The following is a 23,544-nucleotide window of genomic DNA, read 5'->3' as shown; positions in this document are numbered from 1 at the left end:
GCTGGGGGTTGCGCTGATGATTGTGGGTCGGGGTGCGGCGATGATCGCCGCTGCTTTGGTTTTCTCGGGCGCGCCCGCCCTGGCGGCCGTGAGCAAGGCGGACGTCGAGGCGTCGGTAAGCCTGCGCGACCGCTGGATGTACTTGACCCGCGACGTGGCCGATCCGGCGATCTGGGTCGAGGGGCAGTCGAAGTTCCTCTACCGCAAGACCGTGGCCGGCGGCTTCGCCTTTGTCCTCTATGACCCGGTCAGCGGGGCCAAGACGCCCGCCTTCGATCAGGCGCGCCTGGCGGCGGGCCTGTCCAAGGCCATGGGTTCGGAGCAGGCGCCCCTGCGCCTGCCCTTCGACAGCTTCACCTACGAGAAGGACGGCAGGGCCGTCGCTTTCATGTCGGGCGAGGCGCGGTGGACCTGCAGCCTGGTGGCCTATGACTGCGCCAAGGCCGCGCCGCGCACCACCCGGCCCAAGGGCTTCGGCGTGGTGCGGGACCTGTCGATCCCCGCCGACAATACGCCCAAGCGCTCGCCCGACGGCCGCTGGGAAGCCTTCGTCCAGGGCGATAACCTGGCGGTCCGCAGCCTCAGTGGCGGCGTGACCCGGGTGTTGAGCACCGACGGCTCGCCTGGCGACTTCTATGATCCCGAGACCATCGTCTGGTCGCCCGATTCCCAAAAGCTGGCCGTCTATCGCGTGCGGCCGGGCTACCGCCGCGAAGTGCTGCGGGTGGAGACCTCTCCTGGCGATCAGGTCCAGCCCAAGCTGCAGACCCAAGTCTATCCCAAGCCCGGAGACCCGGTGGACATCGAACGGCCCGTCCTGTTCGACGTCGCCGCCGGCAAGCAGATCGACGTCGCCGACGCGCTGTTCCCGAACCCCTATTCCATGTCGAAACTGGCCTGGCGCAAGGACAGCCGCACGGTGTCCTTTGAGTACGACCAGCGCGGCCATCAAGCCTTCAAGCTGATCGAGGTGGACGCCGCCAGCGGCGCGGCGCGCGCCGTGATCGACGATCAGACCAAGACCTTCATCAATATGGGCCGCACCTTCCGCCAGGACATCGGCGCGGACGGCCGTGAGGTGATCTGGATGTCCGAGCGGGACGGCTGGAACCACCTCTACCTCCACGACGGCCGCACCGGCCGGGTGAAGACCCAGATCACCAAGGGTGAATGGATCGTCCGCAAGGTCATCAAGGTCGATGAGGACAAGCGCCGCATCTGGTTCGCCGCCAGCGGCATGCGCCCCGGCGAGGACCCCTATCTGCAGCACGTCTACCGGGTCGATTTCGACGGCACGAACCTTGCCGCCCTGACCACGGCCGACGCCTGGCACGACGTGGCCTTCTCGTCGGACATGAACTTCTACGTCGACACCTATTCGCGCACCGACCAGCCGAACATCTCCGAACTGCGAAAGGCGGACGGCAGCCTGGTGGCCCGGATCGAGACCGGCGACATCACAGAGCTGAAGGCGGCCGGCTGGAAGGCGCCGGAGGTGTTCAAGGCCAAGGGCCGCGACGGCAAGAGCGATATCTGGGGGCTGGTGGTCCGGCCCAAGGACTATGATCCGGCCAAGCGCTATCCGGTGATCGAGAACATTTATGCGGGGCCCCACGACAGCTTCGTTCCCAAGACCTTCTGGCCTTTCGGCTACCATGCCGGCGGCGACAAGATGATCGGCATGCAGTCCCAGGCCGATCTTGGCTTCATCGTCGTGCAGATGGACGGCATGGGCACGCTGAACCGCTCCAAGGCCTTCCACGACGTGGCGTGGAAGAACCTCGGCGACAGCGGCTTTCCCGACCGCATCTTGTGGCACAAGGCCCTGGCGGCGCGCGATCCGTCCTACGACATCAGCCGCGTGGGCATCTACGGCGCCTCGGCCGGCGGACAGAGCGCCTTTGGGGCCCTCATCTTCCACCCGGAATTCTACAAGGCCGCCGTCGCCTATGCCGGCTGCTTCGACAACCGCATGGACAAGATCAGCTGGAATGAACAGTGGATGGGCTGGCCGGTGGACGACGCTTACGCCCGCGCCTCGGGCGTCGACAACGCCCACAAGCTGCAGGGCGACGTGCTGCTGATCGTCGGAGAGCAGGATTCCAACGTCGATCCGGCCTCGACCCTTCAGGTGGTCAACGCCCTGATCAAGGCGAACAAGGACTTTGAACTGGTGGTCGCCCCCGGCGAGGGCCATTCGGTCGGCCGCTCGACCGGGCCGATCGCCTACTTCCAGCGCCGGCAGTTCGACTTCTTCTTGCGCAAGCTGGGCGGCCAGGGGGCGCTGGACTGGAACCGCACCGCCGCGCAGTAAGCACGGGCGTCAGGATCAGGTTATGTTCGCGGCGTCCGGCGACCTGACCGGGCGCCAGGAGCCGCCACGTGCATCGCCCGTCGAACGCCATCTCTCAAAAGGTCGCCATCACCCGCCAGATCACCCTGATCTCGACCGGGACGGCGATCGTCCTGATCGCGCTCAAGGCCGGGGCGTTCGCCGCCAGCGGTTCGTTGGCCATCCTGGCCTCCCTGGCCAACTCCGCGCTTGATCTTGTGGCGTCGCTGGTGACCCTCTTTGCGGTCCGTTACGCGGCGGCGCCGCCCGACGCCGAGCATCGCTTCGGTCACGGCAAGGCCGAGGCCTTCGCCAGCCTCATGCAGGCAGGCCTGGTCTTCGCGTCCGGCGCGCTGATCGGCCGAGAAGCGATCGGCCGCCTGCTGCATCCCGCCGCGGTGAGCGTCGATGGCTGGAGCATCGCGGTGATGGTCCTGTCGATCCTCATCACCGGCGTTCTCATCACCCTGCAATCGCGAGCCTTGGCCCAGACCGGCTCCATCGCCGTGGAAGGCGACCGCGCGCACTACGCCGCCGATCTGGGCTCCAATGCGGTGGTCATTCTGGGGCTGGTCGTGACCGCGTTGACGGGGGTGGTCTGGGTCGACGCGGCGGCGGGCCTGATCGTGGCGGCGTGGCTGGTCTGGGGCGCTATCGGCGTCTTCAGCGGAGCGGCCAACCAGCTCATGGACCGGGAGCTTTCGGACGAAGATCGCGAACGGGTCCTGGCCCTGATGGCGGCGGACCCGAAAGTGCGCGGGGTGCATCAGCTGCGCACCCGGGAATCTGGCCCCTACATCCACATCCAGGCGCACATGGATCTGGACCCGGACCTGACGCTTGAGGCGGCCCACGCCATCGTCGTGGCGGCGGAGCGTCGGATTCTGGAAGCGTTCCCCACCGCCGACATCCTGCTGCACGCCGATCCGCGCGGTCGCGCCGAGACGCACGGCGGCGTGTTCAGCGAAGGCTGAGCGGAGGCGACGGGTCAGGCCTGCGCGGCGCGGCCGCTGAGGGGCGCCTCGTCCTCGCTCTCGTCAAGACCGCCCAACTCCCCACGCGCCCGCGCCTGGCGGCCATAGACCCACTCGAACATGGGCGAGGCCATCAGGGTGGTGACGATGGCCATCAGCACCAGCATGGAGAAGAGGGCCGGGCCGATGATTCCGCGCTGCAGGCCGATATTGATGATGATCAGCTCCATCAGTCCCCGCGCGTTCATGAGGGCGCCGATCCCCAAGGCCGTGGAATTGTCCTGGCCCGTCAGGCGCGCGGCGGCCCAGCAGGCGCCGCCCTTGGCCAGGATCGAGCCGACCAGGATGACGGCCGTGGCCGCCAGCAGCCCGATATTGTTGACCATGCTCAGCTGGGTGTTCAGGCCCGAGAAGGTGAAGAACATCGGCAGCAGCACGACGACCGCGAAGGGCTCCAGCTGACGCTTCAGTTCGCGCGACAGAATTCCGCGCGGCATCACCACGCCGAGGATAAAGCCGCCGAACACCGCGTGGATGCCCACCGCGTCCATGGCCCAGGCGCAGAGCATGAAGAGCAGCAGGCAGACGCCCAGCAATCCCGTCCCGACCTTGCCCTCCCGCTCAGCCATGCGGCCCAGCGGCGCCAGCAACCTCGGCCCCAGGGTCAACATCACGAGCGCGAAACCCCCGCCGCCGGCGATCGCCTTGACGGCCACCATGGGTCCGTCGCCGAAGGTGGCGAGCACGATGGCCAGGACCGTCCATGCGCCGGCGTCGTCGATGGCGCCGGCCGAAAGCGACAGCGTGCCCAGAGGCGTGCCGCTGATGCCCCGCTCATGAATGATGCGGGCCAGCATGGGGAAGGCGGTGATCGAGATCGCCGCGCCCATGAACAGGGTCGCCTGGAACGTGTTGATGCCTTCGCCGAACAGGCCGTGGCTCAGCAGCCAGGGCGCCATGGCGACCGCGACCAGGAACGGCGCCGCCATGCCCGACAAGGAGACGGCCGCGGCGCTGCGGGCGTTGGACCGGAAGTGTTCCGTCTGAAACCCCAATCCGACCAGGAACATGTAGAGCCCGACGCCCATCTGGGCGCCCACGAACAGGACCGCCTTGGATTCCTTCGGAAACAGCAGAGCCTGCAGGTCCGGGGCGAAGAGCCCGAACAAAGAGGGGCCAAGGATCACCCCGGCGATCATCTCGCCCACCACCTGCGGCTGGCCCAGATAGCGTTGCGCAAGCCAGCCCACACCCCGGCAGGCGGCGATGATGATCGCCATCTGCAAGAAGAAGGCGACACTCAGCTCGGCTGGAGTCATCTGCGCTTTCCCTACGTGTCAGGCTTGAGCGGGACGAGGGGCGGGGATGTCATCACCCTCGGCCTCGTTCAGCGCGCCAAGTTCGCCGCGCGCCCGAGCGCGGCGACCATAGACAAGCTCGAACATCGGCGTGGTCATCAAGGTGGTGGCCACCGCCATCAACACCAACATCGAGAACAAGGCCGGGCCGATGATCCCCTTTTGCAGACCGATGTTGATGATGATCAGCTCCATCATGCCGCGCGCGTTCATCAAGGTCCCGATGCCCAGCGCCGTGGCGTTGTCCTGGCCGGTCAGGCGCGCGGCGAGATAGCAGGCGCCGGCCTTGGCCAGGATCGAGCCGGCCAGGATGACCAGGGCGATAGCCATCAGGTTCCAGTCCCCGACCATGGTCAGCTGGGTGTTCAGGCCCGAGAAGGTGAAGAACATCGGTACCAGCACGATGAGCGCGAACGGCTCCAGCTGGCGCTGGAGTTCGCGGGTCAGCACGCCGCGCGGCAGGGCCGCGCCGAGGATGAAGCCGCCGAACACCGAGTGCAGGCCGGCCGCGTCCATGGCCCAGGCGCTGAGCATGAAGAGGATCAGGATCACGCCCAGCACAGCGGGACTGAGCTTGCCTTCTCGCTCGGCTATGCGGGCCAGCGGGGCGAGCAGGCGGGGCCCCAGGGTGAGCATGAGCGCCGCGAAGAGGCCTCCGCCCACGATGGCCTTCATGGCGACCAGCGCGCCGCCGCCCATGCTGGCGAGCACGATGGCCAGCACCGACCAGGCGCAGGCGTCATCGATGGCGCCGGCCGAGAGCGACATGGCGCCGAGCGGCGTCCTGGACAGGCCGCGCTCCTGGATGATGCGGGCCAGAACCGGGAAGGCGGTGATGGAGATCGCCGCGCCCATGAAGAGCGTGGCCTGGCCGACATCGACGCCTTCGCCGAACAGTCCCTTGCCCACAAGCCAAGGCGTCAAGGCGACAGCCACCAGGAAGGGCGCGATCATGCCTGACAGCGACACGGCCGTGGCGCTCTTGGCGTTGTGCTTGAAGTGGTCGGCGTTGAAGCCCGCCCCGACCAGGAACATGTAGAGCCCTACGCCCAGCTGCGCGCCGACGAACAGGACCGGCTTGGATTCCTTGGGGAACAGCATCCCTTGCAGATCGGGGAACAGAAGCCCCAGGAGCGAGGGGCCGAGGATCACGCCTGCGATCATCTCGCCGACCACCTGAGGCTGACCCAGGTAGCGCTTTACGAACCAGCCCACGCTGCGGCAGGCGGCGATGATGATCGCCATCTGCAGGAAAAAGGCCACGCTGAGCTCAGCAGGCGTCATGTCAGTCCCTCCCGACGCCGTTATCCGCGTCTTTAAAGGCACCTTAGCACCGGGTTTTCTGGGGAGAAGCGCTAAATGACAGCGCTGTCGTCTCGTGGCGCCTTGAATTGGGCGCCGGGCAGGCGCATTGGCGTCATCCCGCGACATTGTCCGCAAGAACAGCGTTCAGTAAACGGGACCTTAACAGGTTGCGCGCCTTGCTGGCGTCAGCGCCTGAACCCATCCCGTCCAAAGGCCATCTGACCTCGCATGAGCGTCGAACGCATCCTCCATCATTTCCCGCTCGATCCGGCGTCGCGCCAGGTGCGCGTGCTGCTGGGCGAGAAGCGCCTGCCCTTCACCGACGTGCAGGTGCGCTACTGGGAGCGGCCGGCTGAGTTCCTGAAGCTCAACCCCTCAGGCCTGACGCCCGTGCTGGTCGAGAACAAGGCCCCCGAAAGGCTGGTGCTGTGCGAGGCGCGGGCGATCCTGGGCCATCTGGAAGAGCAGCATCCCGAACCGGCCCTATTGGCGCCTGAGCCGGCCGAGCGCGCCGAAGCGCGCCGCCTGCTGCAATGGTTCGACCGCAAGTTCGATTTTGAGGTCAACGGCCTGCTGCTCCACGAGAAGATGGAAAAGCGCCTCCTGCGCCTTGGCGCGCCGGAACTGGCCAACCTGCGCCGCGGCCGCGAGGCCCTGCGCGAGCACCTCATCTACATCGAAGGCCTGCTCCAGGCCCGCGATTGGCTGGCCGGCAAGCGGATGAGCCTGGCCGATATTGCGGCGGCGGCGCATATTTCGGTCATCGACTATTTTGGCGACGTGCCGTGGCGTGACTTCCCGGCCGCCAAGACGTGGTACATGAGGATCAAGTCCAGGCCGTCCTTCAGGCCGATCCTCGCCGATCGCTGGCCCGGGCTTGCTCCCGCCGGCCACTATGACGACCTCGACTTCTGATCATCCCCCTCTTCAGGCAAAAGACCTGATCCGCGCCAAGGCGCTGGAGCTTGGCTTCGACTTCTGCGGTTTCGCCGCGGTCGACGAGCCCTGGCTGGCGGGCCAGCGGCTGAGCCAGTTCGTGGCCGAAGGCCTGCACGGCACTATGGGCTGGATGGAGGAGACGCTGGAGCGTCGAAGCCATCCCACCGCCATGTGGACCGACGCCCGCTCGGCGGTGGTGCTGGGCATGAACTACGGCCCCGACAGCGACCCCCTGGCGGCGCTCCTGGATCGGACCCGCGCGGCGATCAGCGTCTACGCTCAGGGCGACGACTATCACGAGGTCATCAAGAAGCGGCTGAAGCTGCTGGCCGGTTGGATGGTCGAGGCCTTCGGCGGAGAGGTGAAGGTGTTCGTCGACACCGCGCCCCTGATGGAAAAGCCCCTTGCCGAGAAGGCCGGGGTCGGCTGGCAGGGAAAGCACACCAACCTGGTCTCGCGCGGCTTCGGCTCCTGGCTGTTTCTGGGCTCGGTGCTGACCACCCTGCCGCTGGAGACCGACGAGGCGCCCCAGGCCGGATGCGGCTCGTGCAGCGCCTGCCTCGACGTCTGCCCGACCAAGGCGTTTCCACAAGCCTACCGGCTCGATGCCCGGCGCTGCATCTCCTATCTGACCATCGAGCACAAAGGCCCGATCCCGCACGAGTTTCGCGCCGCGCTGGGCAACCGCATCTATGGCTGCGACGACTGTCTGGCGGTGTGTCCGTGGAACAAGTTCGCGTCCCAGGCGCGCGAGCAGAAGCTGCATGCCCGCGACGCCCTACGCGGTCCGTCCCTGGCCGAACTGGCGGCCCTGGACGATCCGTCCTTCCGGCAGCTGTTCTCCAAGAGCCCAGTCAAGCGCATCGGTCGCGACCGCTTCGTGCGCAACGTCCTCTACGCCATGGGCAACAGCGGGGCGCCGAGCCTGATGGCGGCGGTGGAGCCGTTGCTGTCGGACACGTCGCCGGATGTGCGCGGCGCGGCGGTGTGGGCGGCGTCGCGACTGCTGGACGCGGAGGCCTTCGCACTCCTGCGCCAGACCCTGGCGAGCGCCGAGGCCGATCCCCACGTCCTTGACGAACTGGCCGCAACCCAAACGCCGCAGCCGCATTTCGTCCAAGCTTGACCATTTGCCCGAGGCTTCATGAACGTTCACGCCCGCCCCGTCGTCGCCGCCATTTCCGCCGCCCTGGTGAACGGCCGCGCCTACACCAATGTCCTGGACCACAGTCGGACGGGCAATGTGCGCATCAGCGCCAAGGCGGAGAATGGCGTGGTCGAGGCTTACGACCACACGCGCGACTGTCATGTGAACGGACCGCTGCCAAACGCCGTCTATCACCACGGAGACGCCGCCCACATCGCCTTCACCCGCGTGGACGATACGGTCACCGGCTACCACCACGGCGACGGCACGCACTTCGAGGCCAAGGTGAAGGGCGGCGAGGTGACCCTCTTCGACCATGGCTCCAGCCAGCACTTCAAGTTCACCGTCGGCTAGAGGTCTTGACCCAGATCAAGCCGCCGCAGGATGGGCGGGCGTATGATGAGGCCATGCACGAGGAGCGCCGCCAGACCCGTCAGCTTTTGTCGCCGGGCGCCGCCGTCGGCGTCACCGAGTCGATGATCACCGCGCTCGTCCATGCGTTCTACGCCAAGATCCGACGCGAGCCGGAACTGGGGCCGATCTTCGAGACCGCCATCGGCGATCATTGGGACGAACATCTGGCCAAGCTTTGCGACTTCTGGTCGTCCATCTTGCTGACCACGGGCCGCTACAAGGGCGCGCCCATCCCCGTTCACCTGGCCCTACCAAAGATCGAGGGCGCGCATTTCGCGCGCTGGCTGGAGCTGTTCTCCGAAACCGCCGAAGAATTGTGGTCGTCCGAGGCAGCCGCCTTGGTGGTCGCCCGGGCCAACATGATCGCCAAAAGTCTGCAATATGCGATCTCCGCCAGCCGCGGCGAGTTGATCAACGGGCTGACCTCGCGCTCCTGACGTTCCAGGATGCGGTGATTGCAGGGTTTATTCGCCGCACATCTTGCGGTGAATATGATCGGCCACGTGGCCGTAGGGGTGTCTGAGAGGACTAACTGGGCGGCCGTGGCGCTTGAATGTCCAAATGGTAGCGTGTGGACTTGCCCGTGCCGGTGCGCGTCAAACCGCCAAGTTCTACTAAAGCTGCAAGGTCTCGCGTCGTCGTCGCCGTCGAAGCTTTCGTGATCGACATATAATTGGAGGCGCTAATGCCGCCCTTGAAGCCCTGCGGCCCGGCGGCGTAGAGCCGAAGCAGCGCCTTTTCCTGTCGGTCGTTTATGGCTCCCCGAAGCCTTTCCAGATGGCGTGTCTTGGCCAGGACAAACTCAACCAGGTTCAAAGTACGGTGTTGAGATTCCAGCGCCTGACCGGCGAACCACACCAGCCAATCGGTTATCTCGAGATGGCGGTGAGCTCGCTCTAGTTCGGCGTAATAGTCCTTGCGATGGTGCAGCAGCGTGCTCGACATGCCGGTGACCATTGGCGTTGGCAGGCCTTGAGCTAAGAGCTTTTCGCTTATCGCCCTGCCAATGCGCCCATTGCCATCTTCGAATGGATGGATGCTCTCAAACCAAAGGTGCGCGATACCGGCCCGGGTAATGGCGGGGAGCGCTTGAACTGAGCCAGGCCCTGTCTGTTCTAGCCATTCCCAGAAGTGAGCCATTTCGCCGGCGAGTTGGGCGGATGGCGGCGCTTCGAAGTGAACCTTGGGCGCGTGTACGTACTCCGAGACAATCTGCATCGGATCACTGTGAGTACGGTAGCGACCGATGTCCGCCATGTCCGTGCGGCCATTCATTACCCATCGGTGCCAGCGAAACAGGACCTCTTCCGACAGGGCGCTTTCCGCATGCTCGAAAAGGTCGACCGTCATCTCGGCGATGCCCGCCTCCGCCGGAGATACACGGCGTCGATCATCAGTCATGCCAAGGTGGCGTCGGATCGAAGATTGGACGCTGTCACGATCTAGGGTTTCGCCTTCGATAGCTGAGGTGTCTGTCGCCTCATGCCCCATCAACTCAATGCGGATCGCAGAGCTGTGCGCTTCGCTTAGATGCTTCGAAGCCCCGATCTGGACGCCGGCATTTTCGATGAACTCGCTCTCGGCGCGACGTAGAGCACCTGCATCCCAGGTGAACCTGGGCCAGTCAGGTTGCTGCCAGCTCCATCTCATGATCGATATCCGACGTCTTTATCGATCAGATTATGTGATATTTTGATCGATAAAATCCACTTTTATCGATCATTCTAGTAGCCTGTGTAGCGCCCAGGCCGATGATTGACGATTATGACAAGGCTCAGCGCTGCGGCGCTGAGCAGTGACAGCGCGAGCTTGCTCCAATCGATGACAGAGAAGGCGGACGCGATGATGAGCACGTCGGCGGCGATCTGGACACGTCCGGCATTCACCCCGCGCCTTTCGTGCATGTAGGTCGCCAGCACCCCGATCCCGCCGACGCTTGAGCCATGCCTCGCCAAGGCGAGGACGCCCATGCCGATGATGGTCCCCCCAAAGAGAGCGGCGAACAGTGGATCGACCCGATCCAGTTCCAGCCACAGGGGCAGCGCGGCCGTGAACCCCGCCAGCAGGGCGTTGGTCGCCAGGGTCTTGAGCGTGAAGGTCCAGCCCATGGTGCGGCGGGCCAGCTCGTAGAAGGGAATGTTGAGGGCGAAGAACAGCAGGCCCACCTGCCAGCCGGTGGCGTAGGACAAGGTCAGGGCCAGGCCCGCGATGCCGCCGGTCACCAGGCCCGCCGCCTTCAGCAGGGCGATGCCGACGGCGATGAAGCTGGTCCCGATGAGGATCGAATGGATGTCTTCCGACGCGGTGTGACGCGGCGCGCTCACGGCTGCAGCCAGGTCTTCAGCATCCGGGCCCACCGTGAGGGGGCCAGGGTCCTGGCGGCATGGTCGCGGGCGGCGGCGCCCATGGCGCGGCGCGCGTCGGCGCTGTCGATCAGTTCGACCAGCCGGGCCTCGGCGGCGTCGAGGTCGGCCTCGGCCCAGCGGCCGCCGGCGTACATGCCCTGGCGGTCGTCGACCGCCACCAGCCGCGCCGGGATCATGGCGGCGGTCTTGGGCGTCATGAAGTCCATGTTGCCGGACCAGGCGGTGGCGACCACGGGCTTGCCCGCCAGCATCCCCTCGGCCAGCCACAGACCAAAGCCCTCGGAGCGGTGCAGGGACAAGATGATGTCGGCGCTGGCCACCAGGCGGTCGCGGTCGTCTGGCGACAGCACGCCATTGAACAGGCGGATGTTCCGGGCCCCGCCGATGGCGGCGTTGATCTGGGCCAGCAGGGGCGTGGCGGCGTCGGCGCCGACGGTCTTGAGCACCAACAGGGCGTTGGACGACGAGCGGCTGGCGGCGCGCTTGAAGGCCTCGATCGCCGCCAGGGGGTTCTTGCGGGCCAGGGTCGAGCGCAGGTCGAAGGCCGACAGAACGATCACCGCATCCTCCGGGAAGTCGAACCGCGCCTGATCTGGCGCAAGATCGGTCGGGTCAAGCGGATGGGGCAGGACGCGGATCGGCATGCCTTGCGGCGCGACCTCTTCCACCGCCTCAGCGGTGAACCGCGAGGGCGCCCAGACCTCGTCCACATGGCGGAAGGCGGGTCGCCAGGACCTCGGCAGGTGTTCCAGCTCCCAGGCCCAGTAACCGATCACCCGCCGCCCCTTCAGCGCGCCCGCGCCATGAAGCGCGATCAGTTGCAGCAGCTCGGGCGGGTTCATATGGGCGATCAGCGTGCCGGACCCCGCCGCCGGCGGCGTCGGGTCGCCGGCCTCGATCCGGCGTTCATGGCCGAACAGGGCGCTGACGTCCCAGTCGATCACCTCGAAGCCAGCGGAGCGCAGGGTGGCCGACAGGCTGCGGGCCGCCTCGCCGATGCCCAGCACCGAGCCGTGAAATCCGGCGACGATGATCGGTCCCGAGGGCGCAAGGCCGCCCGCGCGGTGACGCAGACCGGCGAGCAGCGCGAAGGCCGGCGGCAGCAGCTTGCCCACCGGGCCGCTAAGGCCAGGCGCGAGGCGGCGGCGCAGGGCGCGAAGGTGCGCAAGGGGGCTGTCGGGCGCGGACATGGAGTGCGCTCTGATAAACCGTCGGCGCCCACGGTGTCCACGCGCCGCCGCGCTTCGTGCTAAGAGCGCGTCGTGTCCGAAGCATCCCTTCCCGCCGTCAGCATCCTGATCGTCGCCTATCAGAGCGCGCCCACCCTGCAGCGCTGTCTCGACAGCCTGGAGGCCCAGACGTTCCGCAACTTCGAGACCATCGTCCTCGACAACGCCTCCACCGATGATGGCGCGGTGATCGCGCAGGCGCAGCCCGGCGTCCGGCTGATCCAGGCCGATCGCAATCTCGGCTTCGCGGGCGGCAACAACGCCGCCGCCAAGGCGGCGCGGGGCCGCTGGATCGTCCTGCTCAATCCCGACGCCTATGCGCAGGCCGACTGGCTGTCGGCCTTCATGGCGGCGGCGCAGGCTCACCCCGATGTGCGCTGCTTCACGGCGCGGCAGCTGATGGATGAGGATCCGTCGCGGCTGGACGGCCTGGGCGACGTCATGTCGGTGGTGGGCGTGCCGTTCCGGGGCGGCTACGGCGCGCCGGATCAGAATGTCGCCGAGGGCGAGGTGTTCTCCGCCTGCGGCGCGGCGATGATGATCGAGCGGGACCTCTTCGCCAGCCTCGGCGGCTTTGACGAGCGGTTCTTCTGTTACTGCGAGGACGTGGACCTGGGCTATCGCCTGCGGCTGACCGGGGAGGCGACGCGCCTGGTCCCCGGCGCCGTGGTCCGGCACACCGGCTCGGCCAGCAACGCTGGGCCGCGCTCGGCCTTCGCGCTCTATCACGGGGCGCGCAACCGCCTGTGGGCCTATGTCCAGAACACTCCGATCACCCTGCTCGTGCTGACGGTCATTCCGCATGCAGCCTTCACGGCCCTGCTGATGGCGCGGCATGTCCTCCGCGGAGAGACCAAGCCCGCGTTTCGGGGGCTGGGGGACGGTCTGAAGGGGCTGGGCGAGGCGCTGGCGCGGCGGCGGGTGATCCAGGCGACGCGCACGGCCAGTTCGGCGCAGATCGCGGCCGCGATGAGCTTCAATCCGCTGGCATGGTTGCGCGCGGCGCCAGTGATCAAGCGTAGGGGATGAGGGGAAGCTGGCTCGGAGTGCTCTAGTCCCCGTTTAAGCTACGGCTGGCGCTCAGGATCTGGCCACGATCACTCGCACCGTTCTCGCCGGCGGGGATCGAACCCGCATCGCTCCGAACCTGTCCAAATAACGCCTTAATCAATGAGGGGTTGCAAGGGGCTCCGCATTGAATCAGAGCGTGCGGTTTTCCGTTACGCCGTTTGGGTTTGCGGGTTTGGACGCCGCGGTACGCTCATCACTTTTGTTAAGGTTTTTTGGCGACAAGGTGCGTTTTTGCCGGGACGACGAATGCAGCGGATCGCCTACTTCAGCTCGTCGACGGCCAGGGCCGAACCCGATCAGTTATCCACGATCCTGGCCTCGGCCCGGTCCAACAACGCACGCCTGGATATCACGGGGCTCCTTTGTCACTACGACGGAAGCTTCCTGCAATTCCTGGAAGGCCCGCCCGGCGCGGTCGAGGCGCTGTATGCGCAAATCGCCCGCGACCGGCGTCACAAGGATCTGGTGCGCGTGCTTGATGAACCCGCCCAGTCGCGCGCCTTCTCCAACTGGTCGATGGCGCTGGTCGATGCAGACCGGTTGGACGACGCCCAGCAGGCCTTCCGCCAGGGGCTGCGCGAGGTGGAGATCACCCCGGGGCCGGAATCTGCTCGTCTGGAGGTCGTGCTCGACAGCTTTCGGCGCTGGTTGCGCTAGGGCTTGGCCGTCATCTCCGAGATCAACCGCGCCATGAAGGCGGCGCCGCGCTCCATCTGACTGATCTCCACATACTCGTCGGGCTGGTGCGCCTGATCGATGGAGCCTGGGCCGCAGATCACGGTCGAGAAGCCGGCGCCCTGGAACTGTCCCGCCTCGGCGGCGTAGGCGGCCACGCGCGGCGGGCCGTTGTCGCCGGCCAGGCGTCGGGCCAGGGCCTCGGCCGCCCCTTCCGTCTCGGGCGCGAAGGCGGGGGTCGAGGAGCGGACCTCGACCTTGACCCCGCCCTCCGGGGCCTTGGCCTTCACCTCGGCGTCCAACTGCTCGGCGAGGGCGAAGAAGTCGGTCAGTATCGCCTGCGGATCGCGGCCGGGCGGGCAGCGCAGGTCGAAGAAGAACACGCACTGGCGGGCCAGAATGTTCACCGCCGTACCGCCGTTCACCTGGCCGATGGTCAGGGTGGGCCAGGACGGGGTGAACAGCGAGGCGGGGTCCACCTCCCTGGCCAGGGTCTGCGCCAGCTCCGACAGGTGGCTCATCAGCCGGATCGCCACCATGTTCGCCGAGACGCCCAGGTGGGTCATGCTCGAATGGGCCTCGCGGCCGGTGACGGTGACCTTGAAGGTGGAGATGCCTTTGTGGCCGCTGACCGCCTGCATGAGCGTGGGTTCGCCCACGATCACGGCGGCGGCTTTGGGGACCTCGGCGGCGAAGGCGGCGATCATGTCCGGCGCGCCCAGGCAGCCCACCTCCTCGTCATAGGAGAAGGCCAGATGCACCGGCCGCTTCAGTCGCCTCGCGGCCAGGTCCGGTGCGGCGGCCAGGGCCAGGGCCAGGAACCCCTTCATGTCGCAGGTCCCCCGGCCATAGAGGCGGCCGTCCTTCTCGGTAAGGACGAAGGGATCGGTGGACCAGGGCTGGCCGTCAACGGGCACTACGTCGGTATGGCCCGACAGGATCACGCCGCCCTCGATGTCGGGACCGAGGGTGGCCATCAGGTTGGTCTTGGTCCCTTCGGCGTTCGGCACTCGCCGGGCGCTGACGCCCAGCCCGGAGAGGTAGGCCTCCACCCACTCGATCAGGACAAGGTTGGACAGGCGCGAGGTGGTGTCGAAGGCGATCAGCCTGGCGAGCAGGTCGATGGCGCGGGGAGCAAGAACTTCGGCGGACGACATGACGGCAGCTTAAGGGACCAGGGCCGCCCGACCCAAGGCCTGCTGCGTGATGAAACGTGACAATCGCCAAATGCCCGGCCATAGCCCCGCTAAAAGCCTCGATAGCGCTCATCCTGTGGAAAAGCCGGGCCAGCGAAGCTAAAGAGCGCGGACCATGATCCTGACCCTCTCTTGTCCCGACCAGCGCGGCATCGTCTCACGCGTCTCCACCTTCCTGTTCGAGCGCGGCTGCAACATCCTTGACGCTCAGCAATTCGACGACCAGGAGACCGGCGTCTTCTTCATGCGGGTGGTGTTCGACGCCGAGGGCGCCGATCCCCAGACCCTGCGCGACGAGTTCGGGGCCCTGGCCGGTCAGCTGTCCATGACCTGGACCCTGCGCGACCGCACTGACCGGTATCGGGTGATGATCCTGGCGTCCAAGTCGGATCACTGCCTGGCCGACCTGCTCTATCGCTGGCGGATCGAGGAGCTGCCGATGGATATCTCGGCGGTGGTCTCCAACCACCCGCGCGACATCTATCCGCACGTGGACCTGGACGGCCTGCCCTTCCACCATCTGCCGGTAAGCAAGGCCACCAAGCTCGAGCAGGAAGCCGAGCTTTGGAAGCTGATCAAGGACACCAAGACCGACATCGTCGTCCTCGCCCGCTACATGCAGGTGCTGTCCGACGGCCTGGCCGCCAAGCTGGAAGGCCGCTGCATCAACATCCACCACTCGTTCCTGCCGGGGTTCAAGGGCGCCAAGCCCTATCACCAGGCGCACGAGCGGGGGGTGAAGGTGATCGGGGCAAGCGCCCACTACGTCACCGCCGACCTCGACGAAGGCCCGATCATCGAGCAGGACGTGGAGCGCATCAGCCACCGCGACACGCCCGAAGACCTAGTCCGCAAGGGCCGCGACATCGAACGCCGCGTCCTGGCCCGCGCCCTGCGCTGGCGGCTGGAAGACCGGGTGCTGCTGAATGGCAAGAAGACGGTCGTCTTCACCGACTGACCGTGAACCATTCTCCCTTCGCTAACGCCTTCGCAGCGATCGTCCTGATCGGATTCTTCATCGCGGCGTGGAAGATTGCTCCGTGGCTGAGGCGGCGAGGCTTTCGCCCGCGCGTCAGCTTGATGGACGAGCTGATGGAACGCGTTGAGACGCGGCCGAGGCCTCCGGAAGACAACCTGAAGCGTTGAGACGATGAATCTTACTTAGCCTGCGCCACTTTCCTGTACGGCACGAACTCGCCCAGGCCGACGAAGCCGTTCTGCATGCGGCTCATCGGGTCCCACAGATGAACGATGTCGATGCTGCACAGGTCGCCGGTATAGGTGCGGGTGACCAGCACGTCGCTGCTGTCGAGCGTGTGGGCGCCCGAGCGGGGCTTGTTGACGTAAAGCACGCCGCCAAGGCCCTCATAGACGATGGCGGTGCGGTCATAGATCCGGCTCGATCGGATGTCGGTCAGGCGCAGGCAGCGGACGGGCTCGCCCGGGGTGCGGCCTTCCAGAGCCTTGGCCAGGCGGGCCTGGGCCTTGGCTTCACGGGCGACGGTGGCCTTGGACGGGGCGGCCTGAGCGGCGGCTGTCAGGCCGGCGCTTAGCGCCAGGGCGAGGCAGAGGGCGGAAACGGTCGTCTTCATGATGTTCTCCTGCTCCCCATTCTACTTGAGTAAAACATGTAGGCCGCGCGCTAGATCCGTCAACGCGGTGCGACCTTGACGACAGCATCGGCCAGCCGCTCGGCGATCCGCCGCACGCCGGCGGCGTTGGGGTGTATGCGGTCGGGCTGATTGAGCCTTGGGTCGCCTACGACGCCTTCCAGCCAATTGGGGATCAGCGTCACGCCGGCGCGGCGTCCAAGGTCAGCAAAAACGGCGTTGAAGTCGTCGGCGTAACGCGCCCCCAGATAGGGCGGCAGGCGCAGTCCGGCCAAAATGACCGGGATGCGCCGAGACGACAGCCGGTCAAGAATGCTCGTGAGGTTGGCGCCGAACTGTTCGGGCGGCGCGCCGATCAGCACATCGTTGGCGCCGAGCGCCACGATGCAAAGACGGGTGTTCGCCGCCAGACTGCGGTCCAGCCGCTGTAGCGCCCGGCCGGTGGTGTCGCCCGCGACGCCGGCGCCATGAACGCGCCAGTCGGCGCCGCGGCGAGCCAAAGCCAGACCAAGCTGACGCGGCAGGCTGTCGGCCGGGCGCAAGCCATAGCCTGAGGTGATGGAGTCGCCCAGTATCGTCAGTGTGGGCCGGCTCCGCGCCAAGCCCGGGCCCGCGAGGCCGCTCGCCAGTCCGGCCAAGATTCCCCGTCGAGGAAGTGCTGAGTCCATAGCCCCTGAATAGCGACCGACAGCATCAGTTGCGGGGCGTCATGTCGGCGGATTTGCGGCCAAGCGTTTCGCAGCTGTCATCAAGCGCCGCGCGTTTCGAAACTCCCCGACCGTCTGGCGCTTTACCTTCGGCGAGCGCGGCCGTAACGGATCGCAACCTCTACCTTAGGAGCGCCCATGGCCTCGGGACTAGTCGCACTGCTGGATGACGTGGCAGGCATCGCCAAGATCGCCGCCGCCTCGGTGGACGATATCGGCGCGGCCGCCGGCAAGGCCGGGTCGAAGGCCGTCGGGGTGGTGATCGACGATACCGCCGTCACCCCCGGCTACGCCATGGGGTTCACGCCGGACCGTGAGCTGCCGATCGTCTGGAAAATCGCGCTGGGCTCGATCCGCAACAAGATGCTGTTCCTGTTGCCGGGGGCGCTGCTGCTCAGCGCGTTCGCGCCCTGGCTGGTGACCCCAATCTTGATGTGCGGGGGCGCCTATCTGTGCTTCGAAGCCGCCGAGAAGATCATTGAGAAGCTGCTCCCCCATGGCGAGCATGAGGAGACGCAAGGCTTGGCGCTGAGCGCCAAGGATCTGGAGAACCAGAAGGTCTCGGGCGCCATCCGCACCGACCTGATCTTGTCGGCCGAGATCATGGCCATCGCGCTTTCGGAGGTGTCGGACCAGTCTTTGGCTATCCAGGCCGCCGCCCTGGCGGTGGTCGGCCTGCTGATCACCGTGGTGGTCTATGGCGCGGTCGCCTTCATCGTGAAGATGGACGACATCGGCCTCAACCTGGCCCGCCGCCGGCCAGCCGGCGTCAAGACCCTGGGGCGCGGCATGGTCAAGGCCATGCCGGGGATCATGAAGGCGCTGACCTATATCGGCACCGTCGCCATGCTGTGGGTGGGCGGCGGCATCGTGGTGCACGGGCTCGACCACTTCGGCCTGTCCGCCGTGGAGCACGCGGTGGAGGTCGTCAGCCATGCCGCCGCGACCGTTCCCGGCATCGGGGCGGCCAGCGGGTGGGCGGCCATGGCCGCCGCCTACGCGGCCTTCGGCCTGGTGGTCGGCGCGGTCATCGCCGGGATCATCCACCTGATCCCCAAGCGCAAGAAGGCTTAAGGCCGCTTGGCGGGGACCGGCGGGATGCGCAGGGCTACGATCTCGCGCGTCGAGCGGTTGATGCCATAGATCATCCCCGCGTCCGTCTCGTCCCAATCGACGGCCTGGCCCTCGATATCGACGCCGATGGTCGCCGCATGCTCCAGGACCGGACCGCCCTCCTTGGGGAAATCCAGGACGTAGAGCTCCTTGTGGTCGTGGCCGGTGATGTACAGTCGGCCGTCGGGCCCAAAGCCGCCGCCGGACGAGCTCATGGGCGCGAACCGCTCCAGCACGGTCTGCGGAAAGCTCCAGGCCTCCGTGCGTCGCCACTGGTCGTCGAACTTGATCAGGATCGTGTGGCGGTGGTCGCGCGGCGCCTCGCCGCCCTTGCCGTCATAGTTGGCGAAGGCCGCGTACCAGAAGCCGTCGCGGCGCTCGACCCAGGTGACAGAGCCCGTGCCCAGGCCCAGCGATATGGTGCGCAGGTGTTTTAGGGTCTTCGGATCGAAGAACTCCACAGAGCTCCAGTGCGGCGTCGCCGGGAAGTTGGAGCTGGCGCAGACCAGCTCCCTGGCGATGAGCGTGCACGAATTGATATGCGGGTAGCGGACGGGGTCACCCTTCCACTCGGCCAGCTTGGCGCCCGTCTTCTTGTCGTACTTGGCGATCGTGAAATTAGCGACGGCGTAGATGTGGTCGCGATCGACCGCCACGCCCTGGCGCGCTTCCGGCGCGGGATAACGGCGCACCACCTGCGCCTGCCCCATGTCGACCGGCGCCGCGTGGGCGGCCGACAGGACGGAGGAGGCCATCAGAAGCATCAGGCCAAGACCGGCGCGCGCGTACGACATCTGGAGCATCCTTCTCGTCAATGCGGCAGGACCTAAGTCCCGCCCGCGACAGTAGGGCGACGCGCGCGCGACGTTTGCGTGAAAACGCGCGTTGGGCGCGCTCTCGAACTCAGCCCTGGGCCGGGGCTCCGCCGGCCGACAGGAAGTCGATCAGCTCGATGCGGAAGACCATCACGCTGTTGCCGGGGATCGGGCCCTTGTCCTGGGCGCCGTAGCCCAGCGACGGCGGCACGAAGAGGGTCCATTCGTCGCCCGGGCGCATCAGCGGGATCGCCTCGCGCCAGGCCGGGACCAAGCCTTCCAGCGGGAAGGTCGCCGGGGCGCCGCGCTCGTAGGAGCTGTCGAATACGGTGCCGTCCAGCAGCTTGCCTTCGTAGTGAACCTTCACCTCGTCCTTGAGGGTCGGGTGGCCGCCGGTCTCGGGGCCCGAGCGGACGACCTGGTACTGCAGGCCGCTGGGAAGGGTGACCACGCCCGGCTTCTTGGCGTTCTCGGCCATGAAGGCGTCCGAGGCGGCGAGGTTGGCCTTGGCCTCCTTGCTTGGGCCGCAGCCGACCAGGGCGAGGGTGGCGGCGAGCGCCAGGGCGATCTTCTTGAACATGATCCGTGCCTTCTTAGACGGTGCGCGGCGGATAGCCGGCGGCGCGCAGGGCGTCGATGATTTCCTGGGTGTGCTGGGCGTCGCGGGTCTCGATGGTCACATCGAACTCCGCGCCCTTGGCCGGCACGTCCAGGGCGAGGCGGTTGTGGGCCACCTCGATGATGTTCGCGCCATAGTCGCCGATGGTCTGCGAGACGGTGGCCAGCAGGCCCGGACGGTCGTCGCCGACGATGCGAAGGGACACCAGGCGCTGGGCGCGCACCAGTTCGCGGGTCAGGACCGAGGCCAGCAGGCGGGTGTCGATGTTGCCGCCGCACAGGATCAGGCCGCACTTTTTGCCCCGGAAGCGCTCGGGGTAGGCGAGCAGGGCGGCGAGCGAGGCCGCCCCGGCGCCCTCGGCGATGGTCTTCTCGACATTGGCGTAGAGCGATACCGCCTGCTCCATGTACGGCTCCTCAAGCAGGAGGACGTCGTCGATCAGGGGGCGGACCTGGCCATAGGTCTTCTCGCCGACCTGCTTGACCGCGATGCCTTCGGCGATGGTCTGGCCGCCGCACTGGGCGGTGACGCCGCGCATGCGGGCGGTGAAGGACGGATACATGGCCGGCTCGCAGCCGATGATTCGGATGTCGGGGCTCAAGGCCTTGGCCGCCGTGGCCACGCCGCTGATCAGACCGCCGCCGCCGATCGGCACGGGCAGGATCTCCAGGTCCGGAACCTTGTCGAGCATCTCGAGCGCGATGGTGCCCTGGCCGGCCATGACGTCGTAGTCGTCGAAGGGATGCACAAAGACCAGGCCGCGCTCTTCTTGCAGCCGGCGCGCCGTGGCGTTGGCGTCGTCATAGGTCTCGCCGTCGATCACCACCTCGGCGCCAAAATCGCGGGTATGCTGCACCTTCACGAACGGCGTGGTGCGCGGCATGACGATGGTCACCGGCACGCCCAGACGGGTGGCGTGATAGGCCAGGCCCTGGGCGTGGTTGCCGGCGCTGGCGGCAATGACGCCGCGCTTCTTTTCGGCCTCGGACAGCAGCAGCAGCTTGTTGAGCGCGCCGCGCTCCTTGTAGGCGGCGGTGAACTGCAGGTTCTCGAATTTCACCCACACCTCGGCGCCCGTGATCTTGGACAGCGTCTTGGAGTGACGGCAGGGCGTGCGTTCGATGTGGCCTTCCAGGCGCGCTGCGGCGGCGCGGATGGCCTCAAGGTCGAGGGTCATGGGTCTGCCCGGCTGGGGAGGAGAGGGGCGGAACCTAACGATGCGTAAGGCCCGGCGCAATCACGGCGGCGGGTTAGCTTGTCTTATTGGTGCGCGCTGGGGCATCATCTGATGAACAAATTCGTGCCTGAAGGAGGCTGACGTGCGCACTACGTTGACCATGGACGACGACCTCCTGGCTGAAGCGCAGGCTCTGCTGGGACTAAAGGAAAAGTCTGCTTTGGTTCGAGAGGCCCTCAAGGCGTTGATCGAACGTGAGAGCGCTCGCCGGCTTGCAGCGTTGGGCGGGTCAGAGCCGGGGCTTGAACCTATCGCACGCAGGCGTTCCTTCCCCGCATGATCCTGGTCGATTCTTCGGTATGGGTCGGGCATTTTCGCGAACCGAACGACCAGCTTGTTCGGCTGCTCGAGGGGCGGCAGGTGCTCTGTCACCCTTTCATCTCGGGCGAAATCGCTCTTGGAAACCTGCGCCGGAGAGACATTGTTCTGACGTCCTTGAGGCGCTTGCCCCAGGCCGTTGTCGCGCGCGATAGCGAAGTGACGGACCTTGTCGAACGTAAGTCGCTTCACGGGCGAGGCGTCGGATATTTTGATGTTCACCTGCTGGCTTCAGCGCTCGTGACGCCCGACGCGCAACTTTGGTCGAATGATCGAAGGCTGGCGCTCATCGCCTCTGAGTTGGGCGTCGCCTTCTTGGCAGCGCACTAGCGGCGCTTCTCAAACGGGGCGCGCGATAGGCCAGGCCCTGGGCGTGGTTGCTTGCGCTGGCGGCGATGACGCTGCGCTTCGTCTCTGTCTCGGACAGCCGCAGCAGCTCGTTGAGCGCGCCACGCTCGTTGCAGGCGGCGGTGAACTGCAGGTTCTCGAACTTCACCCACACCTCCGCGCCCGCTAGCTCTTCGCCGCGAGCCAGTCCTCGCAGCGCAATCCTTCAACGCGCTGAAATTCTCGCAGATTTCCGGTGATCAGGATCAGTCCTTGGCTTCGGGCGTGACCCGCTATGAGCACGTCATAAGCCCCAATCGGCGATCCTTTGGCCTCGAGCCGCGCGCGGATGTCCGCGGCATGGTCCGCGGCTGCTGCATCGAAGGCGAGGACTTCGAGCCGATCCGCGAAGTGCTCGACCCGGGCTAAGTTTTGCTCGGGGCGGTCTGATTTTCTCGCGCCTACCAACAACTCCGTCAGCACAACTGTTGATATGCTCAGACTGTCGCTTGTCGCGTTAAAGCGCTCTCGCGCTTGCGGCGGGCGGTCCCGCAGCACTCTGATGCAAAGGTTCGTATCGAGTGCGTACCGTAGCATCAGAATGTTTCTCGATCCGACTGAGACGGCTGCATACGCGGGCCTAGGTCGATGCCGGGTTCGTCGAAAAAATCGTCCCAGGCGGCGTTGGCAGGCATGATGATCCGCTTCTTGCCTTCCTTGACGATGGTGACCGCGCTGACGCCTTCAGGAAAAGCGACATCCCTAGGCAAGCGAACCGCCTGCGAGCGGTTGGAAAGAAAAAGAGAAGTTCGAACCATGATGACCTCCATGGATATACGCTATGTATATCCATGGAGGCTGAATCTTCAATCGAGGATTTTCATTAGACTGCGCTGGGGGTGATCTCGCCGAGCGCAAGCCCCCGCAGATAGTCGGAATAGTCATTACGCACGCCGCCCGCGGCGGCGAGGAGCGCATCGGCGTCGATCCATCCCTTGTTGAAAGCGATCTCCTCAATCGACCCGATCCTCAAGCCCTGGCGCTGTTCCAGGGTGCGGACGAACTCCCCGGCCTGGATCAGGCTGTCGTGGGTGCCAGTGTCTAGCCAGGTGAAGCCGCGGCCGAGCTGCTCGACCCGCAGGTCGCCGCTCTCCAGATAAAGGCGGTTGAGGTCGGTGATTTCCAGCTCGCCTCGCGGCGAGGGCTTGAGCGTGTGGGCGAGGGCCGGCGCCTGGGCGTCATAGAAGTAGAGCCCGGTCACCGCGTAGTTGGACTTCGGCTTGGCCGGCTTTTCCTCGATCGACAGGACGCGGCCGTCGGGCGCGAAATCCACGACGCCATAGCGGCCGGGATCCGCCACCGTGTAGCCAAAGATAGTGGCGCCCTGTTCGCGTTCATTCGCGGCCGCGAGCCGGCCTCCGAACTGCGCCCCGTAGAAGATGTTGTCGCCCAGGACGAGGGCGCTTGGACCACCGTCGAGGAACGCTTCGCCCAGGATGAACGCCTGAGCCAGGCCGTCGGGCGAGGGCTGGACGGCATAGGTCAGCTTCATGCCGACCCGCGATCCGTCGCCCAGCAGGCGTTTAAAGGCGTCCGCATCTTCGGGCGTGGTGATGATCAGCACCTCGCGAATGCCGGTCAGCATCAGTACCGATAGCGGATAGTAGATCATCGGCTTGTCGTAGATGGGCAGCAGTTGCTTGGACACCGCCAAGGTCAGCGGGTGCAGCCGCGTGCCGGCGCCGCCCGCCAGAATGATCCCACGTCGCATTCTTGGTCTTGTTCCTTGGGC

General features: G+C 66.3%; 26 protein-coding genes and 1 pseudogene. 12 read left to right on the top strand and 15 right to left on the bottom strand.

Features of this window, described 5'->3' with window-relative positions:
* Positions 1-40 precede the first annotated feature (40 nt).
* Both ABOZ73_RS09075 and ABOZ73_RS09070 read left to right on the top strand, forming a co-directional pair.
* Positions 41-2,314 carry a DPP IV N-terminal domain-containing protein gene (locus tag ABOZ73_RS09075; protein ID WP_369062426.1) on the top strand — a complete coding sequence of 758 codons (2,274 nt, stop codon included), beginning with the start codon at positions 41-43 and terminating at the stop codon, positions 2,312-2,314.
* Positions 2,315-2,382: 68 nt separating this feature from the next.
* The gene (locus ABOZ73_RS09070) at positions 2,383-3,306 is read left to right on the top strand and encodes a cation diffusion facilitator family transporter (protein ID WP_369062425.1); all 924 of its coding nucleotides are present in this window, start codon (positions 2,383-2,385) and stop codon (positions 3,304-3,306) included.
* Positions 3,307-3,320: 14 nt separating this feature from the next.
* Here the strand turns inward: ABOZ73_RS09070 and ABOZ73_RS09065 are convergent, their stop codons facing one another.
* Together ABOZ73_RS09065 and ABOZ73_RS09060 are read right to left on the bottom strand one after the other, a co-directional pair.
* Positions 3,321-4,625 carry a cation:proton antiporter gene (locus tag ABOZ73_RS09065; RefSeq protein WP_369062424.1) on the bottom strand — a complete coding sequence of 435 codons (1,305 nt, stop codon included), beginning with the start codon at positions 4,623-4,625 and terminating at the stop codon, positions 3,321-3,323.
* Positions 4,626-4,643: 18 nt separating this feature from the next.
* A complete protein-coding gene (locus ABOZ73_RS09060; protein ID WP_369062423.1) occupies positions 4,644-5,948 on the bottom strand; it encodes a cation:proton antiporter in 1,305 nt (434 codons plus the stop codon).
* A gap of 249 nt (positions 5,949-6,197) precedes the next feature.
* On the opposite strand from ABOZ73_RS09060, the gene ABOZ73_RS09055 reads away from it, so the two are divergent.
* The 4 genes from ABOZ73_RS09055 to ABOZ73_RS09040 are packed head-to-tail and all read left to right on the top strand — an operon-like array spanning position 6,198 to position 8,906.
* Positions 6,198-6,884: a glutathione S-transferase family protein gene (locus tag ABOZ73_RS09055; protein ID WP_369062422.1), complete on the top strand. Its 687-nt coding sequence runs from the start codon at positions 6,198-6,200 to the stop codon at positions 6,882-6,884.
* The gene (gene queG, locus ABOZ73_RS09050) at positions 6,865-8,034 is read left to right on the top strand and encodes a tRNA epoxyqueuosine(34) reductase QueG (RefSeq protein WP_369062421.1); all 1,170 of its coding nucleotides are present in this window, start codon (positions 6,865-6,867) and stop codon (positions 8,032-8,034) included. The genes ABOZ73_RS09055 and queG overlap by 20 nt, the downstream gene beginning before the upstream one ends.
* A gap of 18 nt (positions 8,035-8,052) precedes the next feature.
* A complete protein-coding gene (locus tag ABOZ73_RS09045) occupies positions 8,053-8,409 on the top strand; it encodes a hypothetical protein (RefSeq protein ID WP_369062420.1) in 357 nt (118 codons plus the stop codon).
* A gap of 5 nt (positions 8,410-8,414) precedes the next feature.
* Positions 8,415-8,906 (top strand): group III truncated hemoglobin, encoded by a 492-nt coding sequence (locus ABOZ73_RS09040; protein WP_369062419.1) that lies wholly within the window; start codon positions 8,415-8,417, stop codon positions 8,904-8,906.
* A 91-nt stretch (positions 8,907-8,997) separates the two neighbouring features.
* On the opposite strand, the gene ABOZ73_RS09035 is transcribed toward ABOZ73_RS09040, so the two are convergent.
* From ABOZ73_RS09035 to ABOZ73_RS09025, 3 genes are all read right to left on the bottom strand, one after another.
* A complete protein-coding gene (locus tag ABOZ73_RS09035) occupies positions 8,998-10,119 on the bottom strand; it encodes a Fic family protein (RefSeq protein WP_369062418.1) in 1,122 nt (373 codons plus the stop codon).
* A 74-nt stretch (positions 10,120-10,193) separates the two neighbouring features.
* Positions 10,194-10,793 (bottom strand): YitT family protein, encoded by a 600-nt coding sequence (locus ABOZ73_RS09030; RefSeq protein WP_369062417.1) that lies wholly within the window; start codon positions 10,791-10,793, stop codon positions 10,194-10,196.
* A complete protein-coding gene (locus ABOZ73_RS09025; RefSeq protein WP_369062416.1) occupies positions 10,790-12,025 on the bottom strand; it encodes a glycosyltransferase in 1,236 nt (411 codons plus the stop codon). The genes ABOZ73_RS09030 and ABOZ73_RS09025 overlap by 4 nt, the downstream gene beginning before the upstream one ends.
* Positions 12,026-12,097: 72 nt before the next feature.
* Between ABOZ73_RS09025 and ABOZ73_RS09020 the strand changes: the two genes are divergently transcribed.
* Together ABOZ73_RS09020 and ABOZ73_RS09015 are read left to right on the top strand one after the other, a co-directional pair.
* Positions 12,098-13,093 (top strand): glycosyltransferase family 2 protein, encoded by a 996-nt coding sequence (locus ABOZ73_RS09020; protein WP_369062415.1) that lies wholly within the window; start codon positions 12,098-12,100, stop codon positions 13,091-13,093.
* 288 nt (positions 13,094-13,381) lie between these two features.
* The gene (locus tag ABOZ73_RS09015) at positions 13,382-13,792 is read left to right on the top strand and encodes a BLUF domain-containing protein (RefSeq protein WP_369062414.1); all 411 of its coding nucleotides are present in this window, start codon (positions 13,382-13,384) and stop codon (positions 13,790-13,792) included.
* Here ABOZ73_RS09015 and argE read toward each other — a convergent pair.
* Positions 13,789-14,967 (bottom strand): acetylornithine deacetylase, encoded by a 1,179-nt coding sequence (gene argE / locus ABOZ73_RS09010; protein ID WP_369062413.1) that lies wholly within the window; start codon positions 14,965-14,967, stop codon positions 13,789-13,791. The genes ABOZ73_RS09015 and argE overlap by 4 nt on opposite strands.
* A 154-nt stretch (positions 14,968-15,121) precedes the next feature.
* Here argE and purU point away from each other — a divergent pair, with 154 nt between their 5' ends.
* On the top strand, positions 15,122-15,964 hold the full coding sequence (gene purU, locus ABOZ73_RS09005) for a formyltetrahydrofolate deformylase (RefSeq protein ID WP_369062412.1): 843 nt from the start codon (positions 15,122-15,124) through the stop codon (positions 15,962-15,964).
* A gap of 199 nt (positions 15,965-16,163) precedes the next feature.
* On the opposite strand, the gene ABOZ73_RS09000 is transcribed toward purU, so the two are convergent.
* Entirely contained in the window at positions 16,164-16,598 is a 435-nt protein-coding gene (locus ABOZ73_RS09000) for a hypothetical protein (protein WP_369062411.1), read from the bottom strand.
* A gap of 59 nt (positions 16,599-16,657) precedes the next feature.
* Entirely contained in the window at positions 16,658-17,254 is a 597-nt protein-coding gene (locus tag ABOZ73_RS08995; protein ID WP_369062410.1) for an arylesterase, read from the bottom strand.
* Positions 17,255-17,461: 207 nt separating this feature from the next.
* Between ABOZ73_RS08995 and ABOZ73_RS08990 the strand changes: the two genes are divergently transcribed.
* The gene (locus ABOZ73_RS08990) at positions 17,462-18,397 is read left to right on the top strand and encodes a DUF808 domain-containing protein (RefSeq protein ID WP_369062409.1); all 936 of its coding nucleotides are present in this window, start codon (positions 17,462-17,464) and stop codon (positions 18,395-18,397) included.
* On the opposite strand, the gene ABOZ73_RS08985 is transcribed toward ABOZ73_RS08990, so the two are convergent.
* From ABOZ73_RS08985 to ABOZ73_RS08975, 3 genes are all read right to left on the bottom strand, one after another.
* Positions 18,394-19,230, bottom strand: a complete 837-nt coding sequence (locus ABOZ73_RS08985) for a hypothetical protein (RefSeq protein WP_369062408.1) — start codon at positions 19,228-19,230, stop codon at positions 18,394-18,396. The two genes, ABOZ73_RS08990 and ABOZ73_RS08985, sit on opposite strands and share 4 nt — an antisense overlap.
* 109 nt (positions 19,231-19,339) lie before the next feature.
* Positions 19,340-19,831 (bottom strand): FKBP-type peptidyl-prolyl cis-trans isomerase, encoded by a 492-nt coding sequence (locus tag ABOZ73_RS08980; protein ID WP_369062407.1) that lies wholly within the window; start codon positions 19,829-19,831, stop codon positions 19,340-19,342.
* Positions 19,832-19,844: 13 nt separating this feature from the next.
* Positions 19,845-21,047, bottom strand: coding sequence for a threonine ammonia-lyase (locus tag ABOZ73_RS08975; RefSeq protein WP_369062406.1), 1,203 nt, complete (start codon positions 21,045-21,047; stop codon positions 19,845-19,847).
* Positions 21,048-21,207: 160 nt separating this feature from the next.
* Between ABOZ73_RS08975 and ABOZ73_RS08970 the strand changes: the two genes are divergently transcribed.
* Both ABOZ73_RS08970 and ABOZ73_RS08965 read left to right on the top strand, forming a co-directional pair.
* On the top strand, positions 21,208-21,387 hold the full coding sequence (locus ABOZ73_RS08970; RefSeq protein ID WP_369062405.1) for a type II toxin-antitoxin system VapB family antitoxin: 180 nt from the start codon (positions 21,208-21,210) through the stop codon (positions 21,385-21,387).
* Positions 21,384-21,755: a type II toxin-antitoxin system VapC family toxin gene (locus tag ABOZ73_RS08965; protein WP_369062404.1), complete on the top strand. Its 372-nt coding sequence runs from the start codon at positions 21,384-21,386 to the stop codon at positions 21,753-21,755. Before ABOZ73_RS08970 ends, ABOZ73_RS08965 begins: the two co-directional genes overlap by 4 nt.
* A 25-nt stretch (positions 21,756-21,780) precedes the next feature.
* Here the strand turns inward: ABOZ73_RS08965 and ABOZ73_RS08960 are convergent.
* From ABOZ73_RS08960 to rfbA, 4 genes and pseudogenes are all read right to left on the bottom strand, one after another.
* A pseudogene (locus ABOZ73_RS08960) lies at positions 21,781-21,945 on the bottom strand (pyridoxal-phosphate dependent enzyme); the annotation flags it as partial.
* A complete protein-coding gene (vapC, locus tag ABOZ73_RS08955) occupies positions 21,939-22,349 on the bottom strand; it encodes a tRNA(fMet)-specific endonuclease VapC (protein ID WP_369062403.1) in 411 nt (136 codons plus the stop codon). The gene vapC and the pseudogene ABOZ73_RS08960, both read right to left, overlap by 7 nt.
* The gene (vapB, locus tag ABOZ73_RS08950) at positions 22,349-22,582 is read right to left on the bottom strand and encodes a type II toxin-antitoxin system VapB family antitoxin (protein WP_369062402.1); all 234 of its coding nucleotides are present in this window, start codon (positions 22,580-22,582) and stop codon (positions 22,349-22,351) included. The genes vapC and vapB overlap by 1 nt, the downstream gene beginning before the upstream one ends.
* Positions 22,583-22,635: 53 nt before the next feature.
* Entirely contained in the window at positions 22,636-23,523 is an 888-nt protein-coding gene (gene rfbA, locus ABOZ73_RS08945) for a glucose-1-phosphate thymidylyltransferase RfbA (RefSeq protein ID WP_369062401.1), read from the bottom strand.
* Positions 23,524-23,544: the final 21 nt, after the last annotated feature.

The organism is Caulobacter sp. 73W, from assembly GCF_041021955.1.
GTDB lineage: Bacteria > Pseudomonadota > Alphaproteobacteria > Caulobacterales > Caulobacteraceae > Caulobacter.
Note: the sequence above shows the minus strand (reverse complement) of the source record. Positions and strands in the feature narration are given on the sequence as shown.